Genomic DNA, 18,578 nt, shown 5'->3' with positions numbered 1-18,578 from the left:
CGTCGGCGGGCCCGCATTCAGCCGGCGACGCGGTGGGCCAGGTGGCTCCCCGCCCCGACCACGGAGGTCTCAGCGATGTCCCTGCTGCCCACAGTCGTCTCACTGGCCGCGATGGTGGCGGGCTGCGCCGTCCTGGCCCACGGCCTGGCGCGGCGCCCAGCCGAGGACCGGCACGCCACGCCGGGCCGGCCCGGTCAGCTCCGCCGGGAGGACCGGCCCGGCGACGCCGGCATGTCGACGGCCGAGTACGCCGTCGGCACGGTCGCCGCGGTGGCGTTCGCGGGAGTGCTCTACGCGGTCGTCAGCAGTTCGGCGACCCACGACCTGATCATGTCGGTGGTCCGCCGCGCGCTGACGCTCCCCTTCTGACCATGTACCGGTCCCGGAGCACATTCGCGACGCCGGCCGCTCGCGGTCTCGGCTCCTCTGTCGTCACGCCACCCGACCCGCGACGACCGCCAGCGGCGAGGCCCGGTGAGCAGGCGGCCCATGAGCGCGGTCAGTCGGACCCGGCTGCGCCGGCGCGCCACCGAGGGAACCGCCGGCCCGACCGGGGTCAGGCCACCGCGGAGCTCGCCCTCGGTCTGCCGACCCTGGGCGCGATCATCATCGTGGCCTTGTGGCTGCTCGCGGCCGTCGGGGCGCAGGCACGCGTGGACGAGGCAGCAAGGATCGGTGCGCGGGCCGCAGCCCGCGGCGAGGCCGACGGGCAGGTCGCCGCGTGGGTCCGTGACGCGGCGCCGGCCGGCGCGACGGTGAAGATCAGCCGCCAGGACGACCGGGTCGCGGTCACGGTGCACTATCGGCTCGCCGCGGCCGGCCCACTGGTGACGCCCGTCGCGCTCACCGCCACGGCGACGGCCCCGTCCGAACAGGCGATCACCGACGCGGCATCGGCGGACGTCGCTACTCCGGCCGAGGTCGACGCGACGCCACTCCCGCCGGACGGCGAGAACAGACGATGAGCGCGGGGACCAGGCCAGAACGACGGCGACGGGCACGGTCCGCGCCCCCGGGTCAATGGTCTGCGCCGCAGGCGAACCGGAACGGGGATCGTGGCTCCGCGACAGTCCTGCTGCTGGGCTGGCTGCTCGTCGTCGCGACGGTGGGAGGAATTCTGCTCGCCGTCGGAGCGGTGACGCTGGCCCGGCGGCAGGCGGCCACCGGCGCGGACCTCGCGGCGCTGGCCGGGGCGATGGACCGAACGGGAGACCCGGCGGCCGTCTGTGCCCAGGCCCGGACGTTCGCGGCACGCAACGGCACGGATCTGATCGCCTGCCGGGTGGGCGGCGGCACGGTTGAGGTCGTGGCGGCGGCGCGGCTGCCGCCCGCGCTAGGCGGGTTCGGCCCGCTCGCGGCGACCGCGCGGGCGGGGCCCTGGATCGGCGCGGCCCAACGGCCCACGACCGGACCGGGCTAACGGTCTCGGCCGTGGGCCGTCCTGGACAGCGGACAGAAGTCGGGGTGTTCGCACGCCCGGGATGTCAGTCGCGAGCGGTGTCCTGACCAACGGTGTCGCGCGCGCCGCGGGCACGGGCAACCACCCGGTCCTTGGGGCGGTCCGACGGGTAGACCGCGCCCGCGCCGGTCCTGCTCGTCGACTGCGCGGGGACGGCGTCGCCCCGGTCGGCGGCCGCACCGTCGGAGTCGGCGGGCTTGCCCACCGGCCGACGGAAGCGCCGGAAGGGCATCGTCGCAGTCGCCGAGTCGTCCGCGGTGACGACCGGCGCCGGGCCGGTGCGGGCGCCTTCAGCCGAGGCCACGGTCGCGGCACCCGCCGGAGTTTCACGGCCGGACCCGATCAACGTGCCATCGGTCGAGCGGCGGCCGAACCTCGACCGGACCGGAGCCGTGGCCTGCGGGGTCGGACCTGTCGGCTGGGGAACGGCCGCCTGCGGGACCCTCGGCCGCGGAGCCGTAGCCGGCTGCGGAGCCGCGGCCTGCGGAACGGTGGCCGAGGGAACGGTGGCCCGGGGAACCGTGGCCTGCGGAACCGTGGCCTGCGGGGCCGGAGTGGTCGCCTGCGGGACGGTCGACCCGGTCGCCAGTCCCGCGGCAGCGAGCTCGCGCCGCTGAACCCGCAGGGTCCGACGGCGGCGGCCACCACGGACGAGGCCACCCCACATCAGCTGAAGGGCGATCACGGTGAGCACACCGGTGAGCAGCCCGAAGGCGAACAGTCGCCAGTTGTCGAATGCGAACTCGTGACCGAAGAGCGCGACCTGTGTCACGTCGTTGCTCTCCAGCACGATGTCCGCGGTGAGCCCGCCCGCGATGACGAGCAGCACCACGCCAAGGGTGAACACCCTGACCTCCAGATCCCCCGACTAGTTCGGATTTCCTCGTGGTCGTCGGACAGAAGATCGCCAGTCTCCCGAGGCCCGCTCCGTCGATCCGCTACGACGGACCGGCGGAGCCCCTCGCGAAGGGACGGGCGATCCTGCCGGGCGCTCGTCCGCCGGCCGGGCAAGCCCGGCGACGGCCTAGATCACCCTGACGATCGCGAAGTACCCACCTGGCGCGGACATATCCGCCTCAGGCACAACGGGTTCCCTCAGGCCGAGCGGATCCGCTCCAGGACGGAGTCGAGCAGGCGGACAGCCGCGGCCTTGTCCAGCGGGTCGTTGCCGTTGCCGCACTTGGGTGACTGGACGCAGGACGGGCAGCCCGCGGGGCATTCACACGCCACGACCGCGTCCCGGGTGGCGGTCAGCCACGGCTCGAACCGCCCATACCCCCGCTCGGCGAAGCCGGCGCCGCCCGGGTGGCCGTCGTAGACGAAGATCGTCGTCTGGCCGGTGTCCGGATGCAGCGCGGTCGAGACGCCGCCGATGTCCCACCGGTCACAGGTGGCGAACAGCGGGAGCAGGCCGATCGCGGCGTGTTCCGCGGCATGGACCGCGCCGGGCACGTCCGCCGGCTCGATCGCCGCCTGCTCCAGCAGCCGGTCCGAGACCGTATACCAGACGCCGCGCGTGCGCAGGTGGCGCGGCGGCAGGTCGAGCGGCACGTCGCCGAGAACCTCGCCGGTCGTGATCAGCCGTCGCTGGTAGCCGACGACCTGGCTGGTCACCTCGACGGTGCCGAAGAACACCGTCAGGTCGTCGTCGACCGGCCTGGAACGGCTGGACTCGACGATGCGGATGTCGGTGTGATCGCGGGCGGTCGTGGTCCAGTCCGGCGCGGCGCGGACGACGAACGCGACCGATTCGTCCAGGTCCAACTCGTCGACGACGAAGCTCACGCCCTGGTGCAGGTAGACCGCGCCGGCATGAACGGTGGAGTGGGAGGTGGCCGCGTCGACGGTGCCGAGCAGACGGCCCGTGTCGGCCTCGACAATCCGCACCGGCGTGCCGCCGACGCCCCGGATGTCGACGTCCGGGCGCGACCGCTGCGTCCAGTACCAGCCGTTCGGGCGCCGACGCAGCCTGCCGCGGCGGACCAGATCGTCGAGCACCGCCCTGGCCGACGGGCCGAACAGGGCCAGGTCGGCCTCGGTGACGGGCAGCTCCGCGGCGGCACATTCCAGCTGGGGGCCGAGGACGTAGGGGTTGTCCGGGTCGAACACCGTCGCCTCGACCGGCCGGCCGAACACCGCCTCCGGGTGGTGCACCAGGTAGGTGTCCAGCGGGTCGTCCCTCGCGACCAGCACCGCCAGCGCGCCCTGGCCCGCCCGCCCGGCCCGCCCGGCCTGCTGCCACAGCGAGGCCAGCGTGCCCGGGTAGCCGGCGATCACTGTCGCGTCCAGCCCGCTGATGTCGACGCCGAGCTCGAGCGCGGACGTCGCGGCGACGCCGAGCAGGTCGCCGGAGCGCAGCCGCGCCTCCAGCTCGCGCCGCTCCTCGGCCAGGTAGCCGGCCCGGTAAGCGGCGATCTGCTCGCCGAGCTCGGGGGCCACCAGGCCGAGCGCCCGGCGCGCCGAGTTGGCGACCACCTCGGCGGCCCGACGGGACCGGACGAAGACCAGCGTGCGCACCCCGTCGACGACCAGGTCCGCCATCAGGTCCGCCGCCTCGGCCGTCGCCGATCGCCGCACGGGCGCCCCGTTCTCCCCCGCACCCACCCCCTGGCTCCCACCTGGCCCCGCCACGGAACCCGGCCCTGCTCCGGCACTTGGCCCCTGGCCGGCATTTGGCCCCTGCTCGGCACTTGGTCCCCCAGCGGCACCCAGGCCCCCACGGGTCTCAAGGCCCGCACCGTCGCCCGGCCCCCCACCGCCCTGTGGCGTCCGCTGACGGCTGATCCCGGCCGCGGCAGTGCCCGGCTGGTCCCGAGGCGCGGTGAGGAACAGGGGCGGCTCGTAGAGGACGAAGTCCGTGGCGCCACGCGGCGAGCCGTCCTCGTCGACCACGTCCACGTCGACCCCGGTCAGGCGGCCGGCCGCGACGCCCGGGTCGGCGACCGTCGCCGAGGCCAGCACGAAGACCGGGTCCGCCCCATAGCGGGCGCAGACCCGGCGCAGCCGGCGCAGTACCTGGGCGACGTGCGCGCCGAACACCCCGCGATAGCCGTGGCACTCGTCGACGACGACGAAGCGCAGGCCCCGCAGGAACGGGCCGAACCGACGGTGTCCCGGCAGGATCCCCCGATGCAGCATGTCCGGGTTCGTCAGCACGAAGTTGGCGTGCGCACGCACCCACTCGCGTTCGGCGGCGGGCGTGTCGCCGTCGTAGCTCGCGGCCCGGACCGCGGTCAGGGTCAGCGCCCGGATCGCCCGCAGCTGGTCGTGCGCGAGGGCCTTGGTCGGCGCCAGGTACAGCGCCCGCGCGCCGGGATCCGCGAGCAGCGCGCTGAGCACCGGAAGCAGATAGCCGAGCGACTTTCCCGACGCCGTCCCGGTGGCCAGCACGACGCTGCGGCCGGCGTGCGCGGTTGTCGCCGCCGCCGCCTGGTGGCTCCACGGCGCCGTCACGCCCGCGGCCCGCAGCCGGCCCAGCAGCAGCGGGTCCACCCAGTCCGGCCAGTCGACCGGGGACCCCAGGCGGGCCGGGACCCGCTCGACGTGGGTGACGCAGCGGTCGCGCCGACGGTCCGCCCGCAGCCGGGAAAGGATCTCGGAGCCCCGGTCGGTCCCCACCGTCGGAATCACCCGAGTCAGGATAGTGCGCCCCCGGTCAGGACAGGGCGGCATAGCGGGCCGGGCCGGTCGCTGGTCACACCCGGACCGTGCCGGGCGAGCCGATTCGGCGAGCGACCCGCGTGACAGCCAGGAAATCACGGAAACGGCCAACATCCGCCCCCGCGGCCCAGGACGTCGCGACGGACCAGGCGGGCGCGACAATCTGGCGGACAACCCACACGCATCCGACATATCACGCAAACGGGCGCCGAAAGGTGACAGGACGGGGCCGTGGAAGCCACTGCGGTGTCTTCTGACAACCGAACGAAGCTCGGTCACCGACAGTCGCACCCGAAGCCGCAAGATCCGGCGTAGATTTCCGGTGGCGTCGGTACGCGTCAGGTCCGGCGCGCGGGGTCATCCCGGCGCGGCGGCAACGGCTGGTTGTGCCCGAGCCAGGCGGATTGATTCTCCGTCTGGTGGGGTAGTGGCGCCTGAAACCGGACCTGCCGGGCCGGCCACCGCGCAGCCGGACGACCACCAGACGCTCCGTGACGACGTAGCACCGCCGACGACGCAACACCCAGGAGGACCCCCGTGGACCTGTCCCTCACGACCCGCCAGGAAGGCGACCACACGGTCGTCGTCGTGGGCGGCGAGATCGACGTCTACACCGCGCCGAAGCTGCGCGAGCAGCTCATCGACCTGGTCTCCGCCGGCTCCTACCACCTGGTCGTCGACATGGAGGGTGTCGAGTTCCTCGACTCCACCGGCCTCGGCGTCCTGGTCGGGGGCCTGAAGCGGGTCCGCGCGCACGACGGCTCGCTGCGCCTCGTGTGCACGCAGGAGCGAATCCTCAAGATCTTCCGGATCACCGGCCTGACCAAGGTCTTCCCGATCCACGCCTCCGTCGAGGAAGCGCTCGCCGCCACCGACTGACCGGGGAGATCGGCTGGTCCGTGCTCGCGTCGCCTCGACGCGGGCCTGGGCTCTCACGGGTCGCTTCGCCGAGGCGGCCGGTCGGGCTGTCACGGCTGCCGTCCCCGCCGGCTCGCACCGGAGCCGGCGGGGATCTGGTGCCCGGCCTCGCCCACCTCAGCACTCGTCGCCGTGAGCGACGGGCAGGTGGAGGAGCGAAACAGGACAAGCTCTACCTCGAACGACCAGAATGTGCCCCTGGCCGGGGACCCGCCGATCTGCGCCCCGGACCCGTGCGGGCGGCCTCGTGTCGCCGGAGAAGCAGATCGGTGGGAGGCGCCGCATGTCCACCGTCGACACATCCACCGTCGACCCACCCGCTCTCGGCACGTCCACCGTGGAGCTGCGCATCGCCGCCCTGCCAGGACATGTCCGCACCGCCCGCATGATCGCGACGGCGGTCGCCCGGCGGTCCCTGGTGCCGACGGACGCGCTCGACGAGATCAGGTTCGCGGTAGGCGAGGCCTGCCTGCGGGCCGTGAACGTGAACCGCCTTCGCGCCCCCGAGGACCTGGTCGTCGTGAGGATGACCAGCGCCGACGGCGTCTTCACCGTCTCGGTCGCCGACTCCGGCGAGCCGGGCGACGACGCGGCTCCTGGCCCCGACGGCGGGCCGCTCGGCCTGCCCGCCCTGTTCGGCGTGGCCGGCTACGGCACGGAGACCGCCGGAGGCGGCCCTGGTGCCGAGTACCTGCCCGGTGACGCGGACTCCGCGGGCGCCGGGTCGGCGCTGCCGCCCGGCATCGGGCTGGCCCTCATCGAGGGGCTCGTCGACGACGTCGAGGTCCGACGCCGCCCGGACGGCGTCGGCACCGTCGTCACGATGACCTGGGACACCACGTCCCTGGTCGACGGAGGCCTGGCGTCCGCCCTCTGAGGTAGCTCTGGGTAGCTCTCACGGCGCCCGCGCCGGATCCGGCGCGGGCGGTCCAGGGCGCCGCCGGACCGCGTCGGCGAGAAGCCGCGATCCGGCGGCAGCCGACCGTGGCAGCACGGCCTTTCGGCGACAGCTGAGTGACATTTGCGGAAAATCCGCCCGCTGATCTTTGGCTTTTCAACCCCGTTTGCGCGGCGCGTCCGGGGAACGCCGCTCGCCACATAGTGGCTACGTACCCGCAGGTAGGCCCGCAGTTGGCCAAACATGTCACGGGGCGGGAGGCTCAAAAACGAGCGCACGCCGCAGACGTGTGGATAGACTCCGCCGCATCTCACGGACGGTCGCAACTGACCGGCCGTGACCCCGTTGGTGCTCCCGGTGGAGTGCGGTGGAGGTGGGGACGCAGGAGCTTCCGCTAGGAACGGCCACGCAGGCGCCGACCCGGTCGGTTCACTCGTGACGCCCCCGAAAAGGGCACCGCGACCCCGACTGGAACTGCCTGCGGGATCGGTTGCAGCCGGTCCCGCGGGGCGATGTCGCCTGCGCGCCGCCACCCGCGGAAACCGCGAGTCCACAACATCCCCGAGTCACCACCCACGGCGTCGTCAGATGCGGCGCCGCGCTGTGACCGTCGGACGCGCGTGCTTCGTCGAGCGATGACGAGGTACGCGCTGCCGATCAGGCAGGGGACAAAAAGTGCAGACCGGGAGGAACCATGCCCCCGATCCAGGCCGCGGAGTCACCCGCGGGCACTGGGATCGACCTTACTGGCGGGCAACTGGGATTGGTCGCCGGTGTGGCGCTCATCGCAGCGTTGGCCCTGCTGGTGGCCGGTTATCTGGTCCGCGAAGTGCTCGCGGCGAGCCAGGGCGGCCCCAAGATGATCGAGGTAGGAAAGGCCGTCCAGGAGGGTGCCGCGGCCTACCTCAGTCGACAGTTCAAAACCCTGGCCGCGTTCGTCGTCGTCATCCCGTTCGTGTTGCTGGCCCTGCCGGCCGACGACCTGGGCGCCCGGATCGGACGGTCGGCGTTCTTCGTCGTGGGTGCGGTGTTCTCCGCGCTCGTCGGCTTCGTCGGCATGTCGCTGGCGACCAGGGCGAACACCAGGACCGCGGCGGCCGCCAACGAGCGCGGTGAGAAGGCCGCGCTTCGGCTGGCCTTCCGCACCGGCGGCGTCGTCGGCATGTTCACCGTCGGCCTCGGCCTGCTCGGTGCCGCGGTGGTGGTGCTGATCTTCAAGCACACCGCGCCGCAGGTACTGGAGGGATTCGGCTTCGGCGCCGCGCTGCTCGCGATGTTCATGCGGGTCGGCGGCGGCATCTTCACCAAGGCCGCGGACGTCGGCGCCGACCTGGTCGGCAAGGTGGAGAAGGGCATCCCCGAGGACGACCCCCGTAACGCGGCGACGATCGCGGACAACGTCGGGGACAACGTCGGCGACTGCGCCGGCATGGCGGCCGACCTCTTCGAGTCGTACGCGGTCACCCTGGTGGCCGCGCTCATTCTCGGGATCAAGGCCTTCGGCTCGCACGGGCTGGTGTTCCCGCTGCTGATCCCGGCGATCGGCGTCATCACCGCCGTCATCGGGATCTTCGCGGTGGCCCCGCGGTCGGGTGACCGGGACGGGATGGCCGCGATCAACCGCGGGTTCTTCATCTCGGCCGTCATCTCCGCGATCGGCGTCGTGGTGGTCGCGCTCGTCTACCTGCCGGGCAGCTTCAAGGGCTTCCACGACCTGGCCGGCGGCGTCCCGAAGGGTGACCCGCGGGTCATCGCCATCAGCGCCTGCCTCATCGGAATCGTGCTGGCGGCGGCGATCCAGCTGCTCACCGGCTATTTCACCGAGACGAAGCGCAAGCCGGTCCGCAGCGTGGTGGACGCCTCCACCACCGGCCCCGCCACCAACATCCTGGCTGGCATCGGGGTTGGCCTGGAATCGGCGGTCTACTCGGCGGTCCTGATCAGCGCGGCGGTGTTCGGCGCCTACCTGCTCGGCTCCGGGAGCATCACCGTCGCGCTGTTCGCTGTCGCGATGGCCGGAACCGGCCTGCTGACCACCGTCGGCGTCATCATCTCGATGGACACCTTCGGGCCGGTGAGCGACAACGCGCAGGGCATCGCCGAGATGTCCGGCGAGGTCACCGAGGAGGGGGCAACGATCCTCACCTCGCTCGACGCGGTCGGCAACACCACGAAGGCCATCACCAAGGGCATCGCGATCGCCACCGCGGTGTTCGCCGCGACGGCGCTGTTCGGGTCGTTCACCGACACCATCACCGAGGCTCTCGCCAAGGCGGGCGTCAACCCGAGCACCACCCGCGGCACCATCGGCGGCCTGAACGTCGCCTACCCGGACGCGCTGGTCGGCCTGATCCTCGGCGCCGCCGTCGTGTTCCTGTTCTCCGGCCTCGCGATCAACGCCGTCGGCCGGGCCGCCGGGCGGGTCGTCTGGGAGGTGCGCAAGCAGTTCCAGGACCACCCGGGGATCATGGAGGGCACCGAGAAGCCCGACTACGGCGCGGTCGTCGACATCTGCACCCGTGACTCGCTGCGGGAGCTGGTGACACCCGGCACGCTCGCCGTGATGGCACCGATCGCGGTCGGCTTCGGTCTCGGCTACCCGCCCCTGGGCTGCTACCTCGCCGGCGCGATCGCCGGTGGTGTGCTCATGGCCGTCTTCCTCGCGAACTCGGGCGGTGCCTGGGACAACGCCAAGAAGCTGGTCGAGGACGGCATGCACGGCGGGAAGGGCTCCGACGTCCACGCCGCCACGGTCATCGGCGACACCGTCGGGGACCCGTTCAAGGACACGGCCGGCCCGGCGATCAACCCGTTGATCAAGGTGATGAACCTGGTCAGCCTGCTGATCGCGCCAACTGTGGTCAAGTTCTCCGTCGGCCAGGACAAGAACACCTGGCTGCGGGTTCTCATCGCGATCGTGGCGCTCGCCGTGATCGCGACGGTGATCACGATCTCGAAGCGGCGCGGCTCGGCGCTCGACGCCGTTCCGGGAGACAGCGGGACCGCGGTCTCGTCGAACGTCGTCGTGGCGACGGCGGCTGGCCAGCCGGCGACCGCCCCCGACCAGGTGAACGTCTGACGGGGACGTGACCGACCGGCAGTCCTGACCAGTCGGCGGTCCTGACCGCCGCCAGGCCAGGCGTCCGCATCCAACGACCACCCGTCGCCGGCTCAGCCGGAGGCGGGTGGTCGTTGTCGTCCGAGGCCCCATCGGGGGTGCCCCGCCGGTCGGAGCGGGACCTCCGGCGGCGCGCCCCCTGGGCTCCCGCCGGCAGGTCCGTAACCTGGCCCCCAGAGCGCCGGGCCCTACTCTCGCGATATCTCGGGTTCACTGGTAGTGGTGGGATCGGGAGTCCGGCGGGCGGCCTGTGACCGGGGGGACTCGTCCCTCGCGGTCGCGAGCGTGCCACGATCGAACCTGCGCCGGCCTCACCCGGCCGGGCGGCGAGCAGCCGACCGCGACGGCGCGGCGTACCGTGCAGCACGACACGCGGCAGCCGAGGCCGCTGCCAGGACGCGACTCCGGACAACCGAGCCGGCCTACCGTGGTCGCTGACCTTCTGGCAGCGTCCCGGAGGGCCGCACTATCGAGCCGGGGTAGCTCCCGGGCCCCACGACGCTCACCAAACGCAGAGCCGAGCACACGCAGTACCGAGGAGACCAGTGCCACCGCGCGCGAAGACGACGGCCCGGACCCCGTCCCGGTCGTCCACACCGCTAGCCGAACCGCTCGACCTCGACGCCGAGATCGTCGACCTGGCCGAGCAGGTCGACGACGCCGAGCCGTCGTCCGGTACCACCCGCGGCGGCGGGCGCAGGCGGGCACCGGCGGGCACCGGCAACCGACTGGTGATCGTCGAGTCGCCCGCGAAGGCGAAGACGATCGCGGGCTACCTCGGGCCGGGCTGGCAGGTCGAGTCGAGCATCGGCCACATCCGCGACCTGCCGCGCAGCGCCGCGGACGTGCCGGCCGCGCACAAGGGCAAGCCGTGGGCCCGGCTCGGGGTGGACGTGGACAACGGCTTCGCGCCGCTCTACATCGTCACCCCGGACAAGCGCCCGCAGGTGTCCAAGCTCAAGGAGCTGGTCAAGGACGCGAGCGAGCTCTACCTCGCGACAGACGAGGACCGCGAGGGCGAGGCGATCGCCTGGCACCTGCTGCAGACGCTCAAGCCGACGGTCCCGGTCAAGCGGATGGTCTTCCACGAGATCACCCCGCAGGCGATCCGGCGCGCGGTCGACAGCCCGCGCGAGATCGACGAGAACCTCGTCAACGCCCAGGAGACCCGGCGCATCCTGGACCGGCTCTACGGCTACGAGGTCTCCCCCGTGCTGTGGAAGAAGGTCATGCCGCGCCTTTCGGCCGGCCGGGTGCAAAGCGTCGCGACGCGCATCCTGGTCGAGCGCGAGCGGGCCAGGATGCGGTTCCGCTCCGCTGACTACTGGAACATCGAGGGCCGGTTCGTCGCCACCGTCGGCCACGACGGCAAGGCACCCGACACGACGCCGCTGCCGGCGAACCTGGTGGCCCTCGACGGCCGTCGGCTGGCGACCGGCCGCGACTTCGACGCCACCGGCAACCTGACCTCGGCCGAGGTCGTCCGGCTCGACGAGGCCGCGGCCCGGGGCCTCGCCGAACGGCTGGCCGCCACCGCGTTCGCGGTCCGCTCGGTCGAGACCAAGCCGTACAAGCGCTCGCCGTACCCGCCCTTCATGACCTCCACGCTGCAGCAGGAGGCGGGCCGCAAGCTGCGGTTCTCCAGCCAGCGCACGATGCAGATCGCGCAGAAGCTGTACGAGAACGGCTACATCACCTACATGCGAACCGACTCGACGAACCTGTCCGAGACGGCGCTGGCGGCGGCCCGCGAGCAGGCCCGGCAGCTCTACGGGTCGGAGTACGTGCCGGACAAGCCCCGGGTCTACACGAAGAAGGTCAAGAACGCCCAGGAGGCGCACGAGGCGATCCGCCCCTCCGGCGACACGTTCCGCACCCCGGGCGAGGTCCGCCGCGAGCTCGACGCCGACGGCTTCCGCCTCTACGAGCTGATCTGGCAGCGCACGGTCGCCAGCCAGATGGCCGACGCCCGCGGCACCAGCGCGACCGTCCGGCTCGGCGGCAAGTCCAGCACGAACGAGGACGCCGAGTTCGCCGCGACCGGCAAGGTCATCACCTTCCCCGGCTTCCTGCGGGCCTACGTCGAGGGCGCCGACGACCCGGACGCGGAGCTCGAGGACCGCGAGACCCGGCTGCCCGACGTCCGCCAGGGCGACCCGCTGGCCACCCGCGACCTCACCCCACGCGGCCACTCGACCAGCCCGCCGCCCCGGTTCACCGAGGCGAGCCTGGTCAAGACGCTGGAGGAGCTGGGCATCGGCCGCCCGTCGACCTACGCGTCGATCATCGGCACGATCCAGGACCGCGGCTACGTCTGGAAGAAGGGCTCAGCGCTCATCCCCAGCTTCGTCGCGTTCGCCGTCGTCGGGCTGTTGGAGGACCACTTCGGCCGGCTGGTCGACTACCGGTTCACCGCGACGATGGAGGACGACCTCGACGCCATCGCGTCCGGTTCGTCCGGATCGACCGACTGGCTCACCCGGTTCTACTTCGGCGATGACGCCGCCGCCCCGGTGGCGTCATCGGCCGCGAACGGCAAGAGCGCCACCCCCGACCCGGGCCTGAAGCACCTCGTCAGCGAGCGGCTCGGCGAGATCGACGCCCGTGAGGTCAACTCGATCCCGCTCGGCGCCGCCGAGGACGGGGTTCCGGTCGTCGTCCGGGTCGGCCGGTACGGCCCCTACGTCCAGCACGGCGAGGGCCGGGCCAGCGTGCCCGAGGACCTGCCACCGGACGAGCTGACGATCCCGAAGGCGCTGGAGCTGCTCGACGCGCCGTCGGGCGACCGGGTGCTCGGCACCGACCCTGACAACGGCGCCACGATCACCGCCAAGGCGGGCCGCTACGGCCCCTACGTCACCACCGACACCGAGCCGCCGCGCACCGCGAGCCTGCTGTCGACCATGTCGCTGGAGACGCTGACCCTCGACGACGCCCGCAAGCTGCTCACCCTGCCCCGGGTGCTCGGCGCCGGCGAGGACGGTGAGGAGATCACCGCCCAGAACGGCCGCTACGGCCCCTACGTCAAGCACGGGACTCAGAGCCGCTCGCTGGCGAACGAGGAGCAGCTGTTCACGGTGACGCTCCAGGAGGCGCTTGACCTGCTGGCCCAGCCGAAGACGCGGGGCCGGCGCAGCGCGGCCGAGATCCCGCCGCTGCGCGAGCTCGGCGCGGACCCGGCGACCGGTAAGCCGATGGTGCTCAAGGAGGGCCGGTTCGGCCCGTACGTCACCGACGGCGAGACCAACGCCAGCCTGCGCAAGGGCGACGAGATCGACACCCTGACGATCGAGCGCGCCGCCGAGCTGCTCGCCGACCGGCGGGCCCGGGGCCCGGCGACCCCGCGCCGCGCCAACGCTCGGGCCGGCTCCAAGGCGCCGGCGAAGGCTGGGAGCACCGCCAAGGCGAAGTCCTCGGCACGCGCGTCGTCCGCCGCCAAGGCCACGGCGAAGACGACCACGAAGACCGGCACGCGCGCGACGAAGCGGTCCGCGTCCGGCGCTGACGGCGCCGGCGAGGGTTGATGTCGACGGCGGACGAGGCGGAAGGCTCCGTTCGCCGAGCGCAGCTCGGCTTCCAGGACGCCCGCGATGACCAGCCGGGGACCGGCTCCCCGGGCCCACAGGCCGCCGCGCCCTCCAGGGCGGCGCACGGCCCGGACGGCCCGTCGGGAGCCACGGCCCCCAACGGGCGCGCCGAGCTGCCCGCCGACGGGCCGGAGGGCGCGGACACGGCGTTAGTCGTGCGGCGCGCGCGCCGGGCGGGCTGGGCACACCGGTCGGTCGGGCAGCACCCGGTCACCAGCGTCCCCGAGCCACCGGAGCGGCGAGCCCCGGCAAGCTCGGACGAAGGCGACGTCCGCGCGGTCCTTCGCATCCCGGAGTTCCGCCGGCTGTGGATCCAGCTCGGGCTGTCCAGCCTCGGGGACTGGATGGGCCTGCTGGCCACGACGGCGATGGTCGCCGAGCTGGCGCACAGCTTCTCCGGGCAGGCTTACGGGATCGGCTCCTTGCTGATCATCAGGCTGATGCCGGCGCTGATCTTCGGCCCGATCGCGGGCGCGGTCGCGGACAAGCTCGACCGGCGCCGCACCATGGTCGTCACCGACCTGATGCGTTTCGCGCTGTTCGCCTCGATCCCGATCGTCGGGACGCTGGCCTGGCTGTTCATCGCGTCGTTCCTGGTCGAGTGCGTGACGCTGCTGTGGGCGCCGGCCAAGGAGGCGAGCGTCCCGCACCTCGTGCCCAAGGAGCGGCTGGCGGCCGCGAACACGCTGAGCCTCATCACCACCTACGGCAGCGCGCCGGTGGCCGCGGCGATCTTCGCGCTGCTGGCCACACTGGCCCGCAGCCTGGCGCCCAGCTACCCGTGGTTCCGGGACTCGCCCGTCGACCTCGCCCTCTACTTCAACGCGGTCACCTTCCTGCTCTCGGCGATCGTGATCTGGGGACTGCGCTCGATCGGCAAGGCCCAGCGGCCGGACCAGGGCCCGGAGCCGGGCTTCTTCGCCTCGATCACCGAGGGCTGGAAGTTCGTCGGCCAGGACCGGCTGGTACGCGGCCTGGTCGTCGGCATCCTCGGCGGGTTCGCCGGCGCCGGCTGTGTGATCGCGCTGGGCCGGCTCTACGTGCACATTCTCGGCGGCGGCGACTCGGCCTACGGCGTGCTGTTCGGCGCGGTGTTCGTGGGCCTGGCGGCCGGGATGGCGGCGGGGCCGAGGCTGCTCGGCGACTACAGCCGTACCCGCCTGTTCGGCGTCTGCGTCACCGGCGCCGGCATCACGCTCGTGTTCGTCGCGATCATCCCGAACCTGGTGCTGGCCTGCATCCTGGTCGTGCTGGTCGGGATGTTCGCCGGGGTCGCCTGGGTCACCGGGAACACGCTGCTGCAGGCGGAGGTGGCCGACGAGCTGCGCGGGCGCACGTTCGCGCTGGTGCAGTCGCTGGTCCGGGTCGACCTGCTGCTGGTGCTGGCGGTCGCGCCGGCGCTGGTCGGCCTGATCGGCACCCATCAGATTCACCTCTGGGGCGAGGTCAACGTCCGCGCCGATGGCGTGACGGTGGTGCTCCTGGCCGGCGGTGCCCTGGCCATCGTGGTCGGCCTGTTCGCCTACCGGCAGATGGACGATCATTCGGGCGTTCCGGTGCTGCCGGAGCTGTGGAACGCGCTGCGCGGCCGCCGCGGGGTCCGCCGGCCGCGCCACGCCGGGCTTTTCGTCGCCATCGAGGGCGCCGACTTCAGGAGCCGGGCCGACCAACTGGAGTCACTGCGTCGGTGGCTGCTGGAGGCGGGCCGCGAGGTGCTGGTCACCGCGGAGAGCCCGGCCGACACCTCCGAGCTGGAGGCCGCGCTGCGCACCGTGCAGCCCGACCCGGCCGCCGGGCTGCACCCGCGGACCACGGCACTGCTCACGGCGGCGATCCACGCCGAGCACGTGGCCCGGGTGATCGAGCCAGCCCTCGCCCGCGGCGCGGTGGTGCTCACCGACTCGTACGTCGACGCGGAGATAGCCCGTCAGAGCGCCGAGGCCTGTGCCGCCCTGGACGAGCTGACCATCCTGTCGCACTGGGCCACCAGGTCGCTGGTGCCCGACGTGACGATCCTGCTCGACGTCGAGCCCAGGAACCCGTCCGCGCCCGGCACTCCCGCGAACGGCACGTCCACGAACGGCGCCCGCGCGAACGGCCATGGCGGGCTGTTCGACCAACGCGTGCGGGCGGCGCTCCTACAGCTCGCCGACGACGAGCCGCACCGCTACCTGGTTCTCGACGGGACGGCCCCGGCCAGTGAGCTGCGCGGCCGCATCAGGCAGGCCGTCCAACGCCGGCTCACCGAGCCCGCGACGGCGGCCACCGCGACAGCCGCCACCGATCACGACCCGGTCTACGACGACGCGCTGTACGACGCCGCCTACCCCGGCAGGGCGAACGGCGCCGGCCGCCCGGCCGGCTCCGTCGACGGAGCGGGGCCTGAGGGGTCGGCATGACCGTCTGGGACGCGCTCGTCGGCCAGGACGCGGTGGTCGAGACCCTGGAGGCGGCGGCTGCCGCCGCGACACTCGTCGGCGGTCCGCAGGGAGCGCTCGCGGCCGCCCGCGCCGGGATGACCCACTCGTGGCTGTTCACCGGTCCTGCCGGCGCTGGCCGGACGGACGCGGCTCGGGCCTTCGCCGCCGCGCTGAGCTGCGTGCGCGCCGACGGCACCAGCGCGCGGCCAGGCTGCGGGGAGTGCGTCGGCTGCCACACGGTGCTCACCGACACCGCGGCCGACCTGCGCACGGTGCGGGCCGAGGGGCTCTCACTCGGGGTCCAGGACGTCCGGGCGCTGGTCCGCGACGCGGCGAGCGCGCCGACCAGCGGCCGGTACCGGATCCTGCTCATCGAGGAGGCCGACCGGCTGACCGACTCGGCCGCGAACGCGCTGCTGAAGGCGCTGGAGGAGCCGGCGCAGCGTTCGGTGTTCCTGCTGTGCGCGCCCTCCGTTGACGACGTCATGCCGACGATCCGGTCCCGCTGCCGGGTGGTGGCGCTGCGGCTGCCGACCGTCGACGACCTGGTCGGAGCGCTGCGGCGCGACGGGGTCGACGAGGCGACGGCCCAGGTCGCGGCCAGGGCGGCGCAAGGCCACCTCGGCCGGGCGCGGCTGCTGGCCACCGACGACGAGACCCGGGGCCGCCGGGCTCAGGTGCTGGCGCTCCCGAGCCGGCTCGGACGGGTCGCCGAGTGCCTGGCGGCGGCCGGCGACCTCGTCGCCGCCGCGAACGCCGACGCCCAGACCGCGAACTCCGAGCGCGACGAGGCGGAGGCCGGCGCGCTGCGCACCGCGCTCGGCATGGGCGCCACCTCGTCCGGGGGCACCGGCCGGACCAAACGTGTCACGAAGGCCGCCCCGAAGGCGAAGACGATGATGGTGCGCGGCGCGGCCGGCGCCCTCAAGGACCTGGAGAAGTCGCAGAAGAGCCGGGGCCGGCGCACCGTCCTGGACTCGCTCGACCGGGCCCTGCTCGACCTCGCCGGCCTGTACCGCGACGTCCTCGCCCGACAGCTCGGCGCAACCGTCGACCCGGTCAATCCGGACGCCACCCGCGAGATCGCGAGCCTGGCGGCCAGGGCGACGCCGGAGCGCACGCTGCAGCGCCTGGAGGCGGTGCTCGCCACCCGCGACGCCCTGGCGGCCAACCCTGGGCTGGTCGCCCAGCTCACCGTCGAGTCCCTCGCCCTGACGCTTCGAGAGCCCTAGCCGGCTCGGGTCAGCTCGCGGGCGCGGCGGCGCTCGCGCAGCCAGCGGCCGCCCGTGCTGGCCTCCCGGCGCACCCGGCGCACCGCCGGGACCTGGTTCGAGCGCAGCACGCGGCGGCGCAGCGGCTGGATACCGCCGCCATGGCGGCTGGACAGCGCCGCGGCGACCGTCACCGGATCGGGCCCGTCGATACTGTCCTGCGGGCTGGCCAGCTCGTTGTCGAAGAGGTCGTCGATCCGTTCGAACCAGTCCGATCCCCTGCGCGCGTGCGCCTGCACCCGGCCGAGTGCCTTGCGCCCGGCGGTGTCGAACGCCGTCAGCGCCGCCGGGAGGTCGCCGTCGTGCCGGCGCAGGAACCGGGCGAGCATGACGGCGTCCATCATCGCCAGCGCGGTTCCGGACCCGAAGGTGAAGTGAGTGGTGTGCGCGGCGTCGCCGATCAGCACGATGTTGTCGTGCCGCCACGAGCGATTGCTGACATGGGTGAACCGCTGCCAGTGGGCCGGCCGACTCGTGCCCCGGTCGCCTTCGCCGCCGCCGAGGAGCCGGTGGCCGGCGAGCTGGTCGGCGAAGATCGTCTCCAGCAGCTCGCGCCCCGCCGCGTCGTCGAGTCGGTCCAGACCGAGCCCGGTCCAGGTCGTCGGCGCGCACTCGAACACGCAGGTCCCGACATCCGACGCTGACGGGTAGGCGTGGAACCAGATCCAGCCATGTGGCGTGCGCTGGAACGCGAATCGGAAGTCCGTGAACCGCTGGTCGGTGCCCAGCCAGATATACGGGTTCAGGCCCTCTTCGAGACGGGTGCCGAAGACGTCCGTCCCGGCCAGCCGCCGCACCTGGCTGCGCCCGCCGTCCGCCGCGACCACCAGGTCGTTCTCCGCGCACAACGCGCGCAGCTCCGCCTCGTCGACGATGCCCTGGCGGTAGTGCAGCCGGACACCGAGCTCGGTCGCGCGCCGCGCGAACACGTCGAGCAGGACCGACCGCTGGATGCCGTAGCCGTGGCCGGGCAGGTAGGCCGTCCGAGTGCCGACGGCGAGCCGGTGCTCCTGCCACAGCGCCGCGGCGTCCTGCACTGCCAGCGCGCAGACCGGGTCGTTGTGAAACATGTTGTCGATCAACGGCTCCCAGTAGGCGACCCCCCAGCCGTGGGTCGCTCCAGCCGGGTCCCGCTCCAGCACGGTGATCTCGTGGTCGGGGTTGCGCCGCTTGGCGCAGATCGCGAAGTACAGCCCGGCGGGCCCGCCGCCGACACAAACAATCCTCATCCGAGCCGTCGCCTTCCG

The 18,578-nt window shown here is 73.1% G+C and carries 12 protein-coding genes; 9 read left to right on the top strand and 3 right to left on the bottom strand.

Annotated elements, in window-relative coordinates; translation table 11 throughout:
* Positions 1–75: 75 nt before the first annotated feature.
* The 3 genes from FRAEUI1C_RS01640 to FRAEUI1C_RS01630 are packed head-to-tail and all read left to right on the top strand — an operon-like array spanning position 76 to position 1,420.
* Entirely contained in the window at positions 76–369 is a 294-nt protein-coding gene (locus FRAEUI1C_RS01640) for a DUF4244 domain-containing protein (protein ID WP_013421535.1), read from the top strand.
* A 2-nt stretch (positions 370–371) separates the two neighbouring features.
* Positions 372–965: a TadE family type IV pilus minor pilin gene (locus FRAEUI1C_RS41535; RefSeq protein WP_013421534.1), complete on the top strand. Its 594-nt coding sequence runs from the start codon at positions 372–374 to the stop codon at positions 963–965.
* Positions 962–1,420 (top strand): Rv3654c family TadE-like protein, encoded by a 459-nt coding sequence (locus FRAEUI1C_RS01630; RefSeq protein ID WP_013421533.1) that lies wholly within the window; start codon positions 962–964, stop codon positions 1,418–1,420. Before FRAEUI1C_RS41535 ends, FRAEUI1C_RS01630 begins: the two co-directional genes overlap by 4 nt.
* A 64-nt stretch (positions 1,421–1,484) precedes the next feature.
* On the opposite strand, the gene FRAEUI1C_RS01625 is transcribed toward FRAEUI1C_RS01630, so the two are convergent.
* Positions 1,485–2,306 (bottom strand): hypothetical protein, encoded by an 822-nt coding sequence (locus FRAEUI1C_RS01625; protein WP_013421532.1) that lies wholly within the window; start codon positions 2,304–2,306, stop codon positions 1,485–1,487.
* A 248-nt stretch (positions 2,307–2,554) separates the two neighbouring features.
* Positions 2,555–5,131 (bottom strand): DEAD/DEAH box helicase, encoded by a 2,577-nt coding sequence (locus tag FRAEUI1C_RS01620; RefSeq protein WP_013421531.1) that lies wholly within the window; start codon positions 5,129–5,131, stop codon positions 2,555–2,557.
* A gap of 525 nt (positions 5,132–5,656) precedes the next feature.
* Between FRAEUI1C_RS01620 and FRAEUI1C_RS01615 the strand changes: the two genes are divergently transcribed.
* The 6 genes from FRAEUI1C_RS01615 to FRAEUI1C_RS01590 all read left to right on the top strand — a co-directional run bounded on the left by FRAEUI1C_RS01615 (position 5,657) and on the right by FRAEUI1C_RS01590 (position 17,292).
* Positions 5,657–5,998, top strand: coding sequence for an anti-sigma factor antagonist (locus FRAEUI1C_RS01615; RefSeq protein ID WP_013421530.1), 342 nt, complete (start codon positions 5,657–5,659; stop codon positions 5,996–5,998).
* Between the two features lie 322 nt (positions 5,999–6,320).
* Positions 6,321–6,914: an ATP-binding protein gene (locus FRAEUI1C_RS01610; RefSeq protein ID WP_013421529.1), complete on the top strand. Its 594-nt coding sequence runs from the start codon at positions 6,321–6,323 to the stop codon at positions 6,912–6,914.
* A 715-nt stretch (positions 6,915–7,629) separates the two neighbouring features.
* Positions 7,630–10,014 carry a sodium-translocating pyrophosphatase gene (locus FRAEUI1C_RS01605; protein WP_013421528.1) on the top strand — a complete coding sequence of 795 codons (2,385 nt, stop codon included), beginning with the start codon at positions 7,630–7,632 and terminating at the stop codon, positions 10,012–10,014.
* 584 nt (positions 10,015–10,598) lie between these two features.
* Positions 10,599–13,577 carry a type I DNA topoisomerase gene (gene topA / locus FRAEUI1C_RS01600; protein WP_013421527.1) on the top strand — a complete coding sequence of 993 codons (2,979 nt, stop codon included), beginning with the start codon at positions 10,599–10,601 and terminating at the stop codon, positions 13,575–13,577.
* On the top strand, positions 13,577–16,039 hold the full coding sequence (locus tag FRAEUI1C_RS01595) for a bifunctional MFS transporter/dTMP kinase (RefSeq protein ID WP_013421526.1): 2,463 nt from the start codon (positions 13,577–13,579) through the stop codon (positions 16,037–16,039). The genes topA and FRAEUI1C_RS01595 overlap by 1 nt, the downstream gene beginning before the upstream one ends.
* Positions 16,036–17,292 (top strand): DNA polymerase III subunit delta', encoded by a 1,257-nt coding sequence (locus FRAEUI1C_RS01590; RefSeq protein WP_013421525.1) that lies wholly within the window; start codon positions 16,036–16,038, stop codon positions 17,290–17,292. Before FRAEUI1C_RS01595 ends, FRAEUI1C_RS01590 begins: the two co-directional genes overlap by 4 nt.
* Here the strand turns inward: FRAEUI1C_RS01590 and FRAEUI1C_RS01585 are convergent.
* Complete coding sequence (locus FRAEUI1C_RS01585; RefSeq protein WP_013421524.1) at positions 17,289–18,560, bottom strand: FAD-dependent monooxygenase; 1,272 nt, start codon at positions 18,558–18,560, stop codon at positions 17,289–17,291. The two genes, FRAEUI1C_RS01590 and FRAEUI1C_RS01585, sit on opposite strands and share 4 nt — an antisense overlap.
* Positions 18,561–18,578: the final 18 nt, after the last annotated feature.

The organism is Pseudofrankia inefficax (assembly GCF_000166135.1).
Classification (GTDB): domain Bacteria; phylum Actinomycetota; class Actinomycetes; order Frankiales; family Frankiaceae; genus Pseudofrankia; species Pseudofrankia inefficax.
This window is presented reverse-complemented; position numbering and strand designations above follow the sequence as displayed.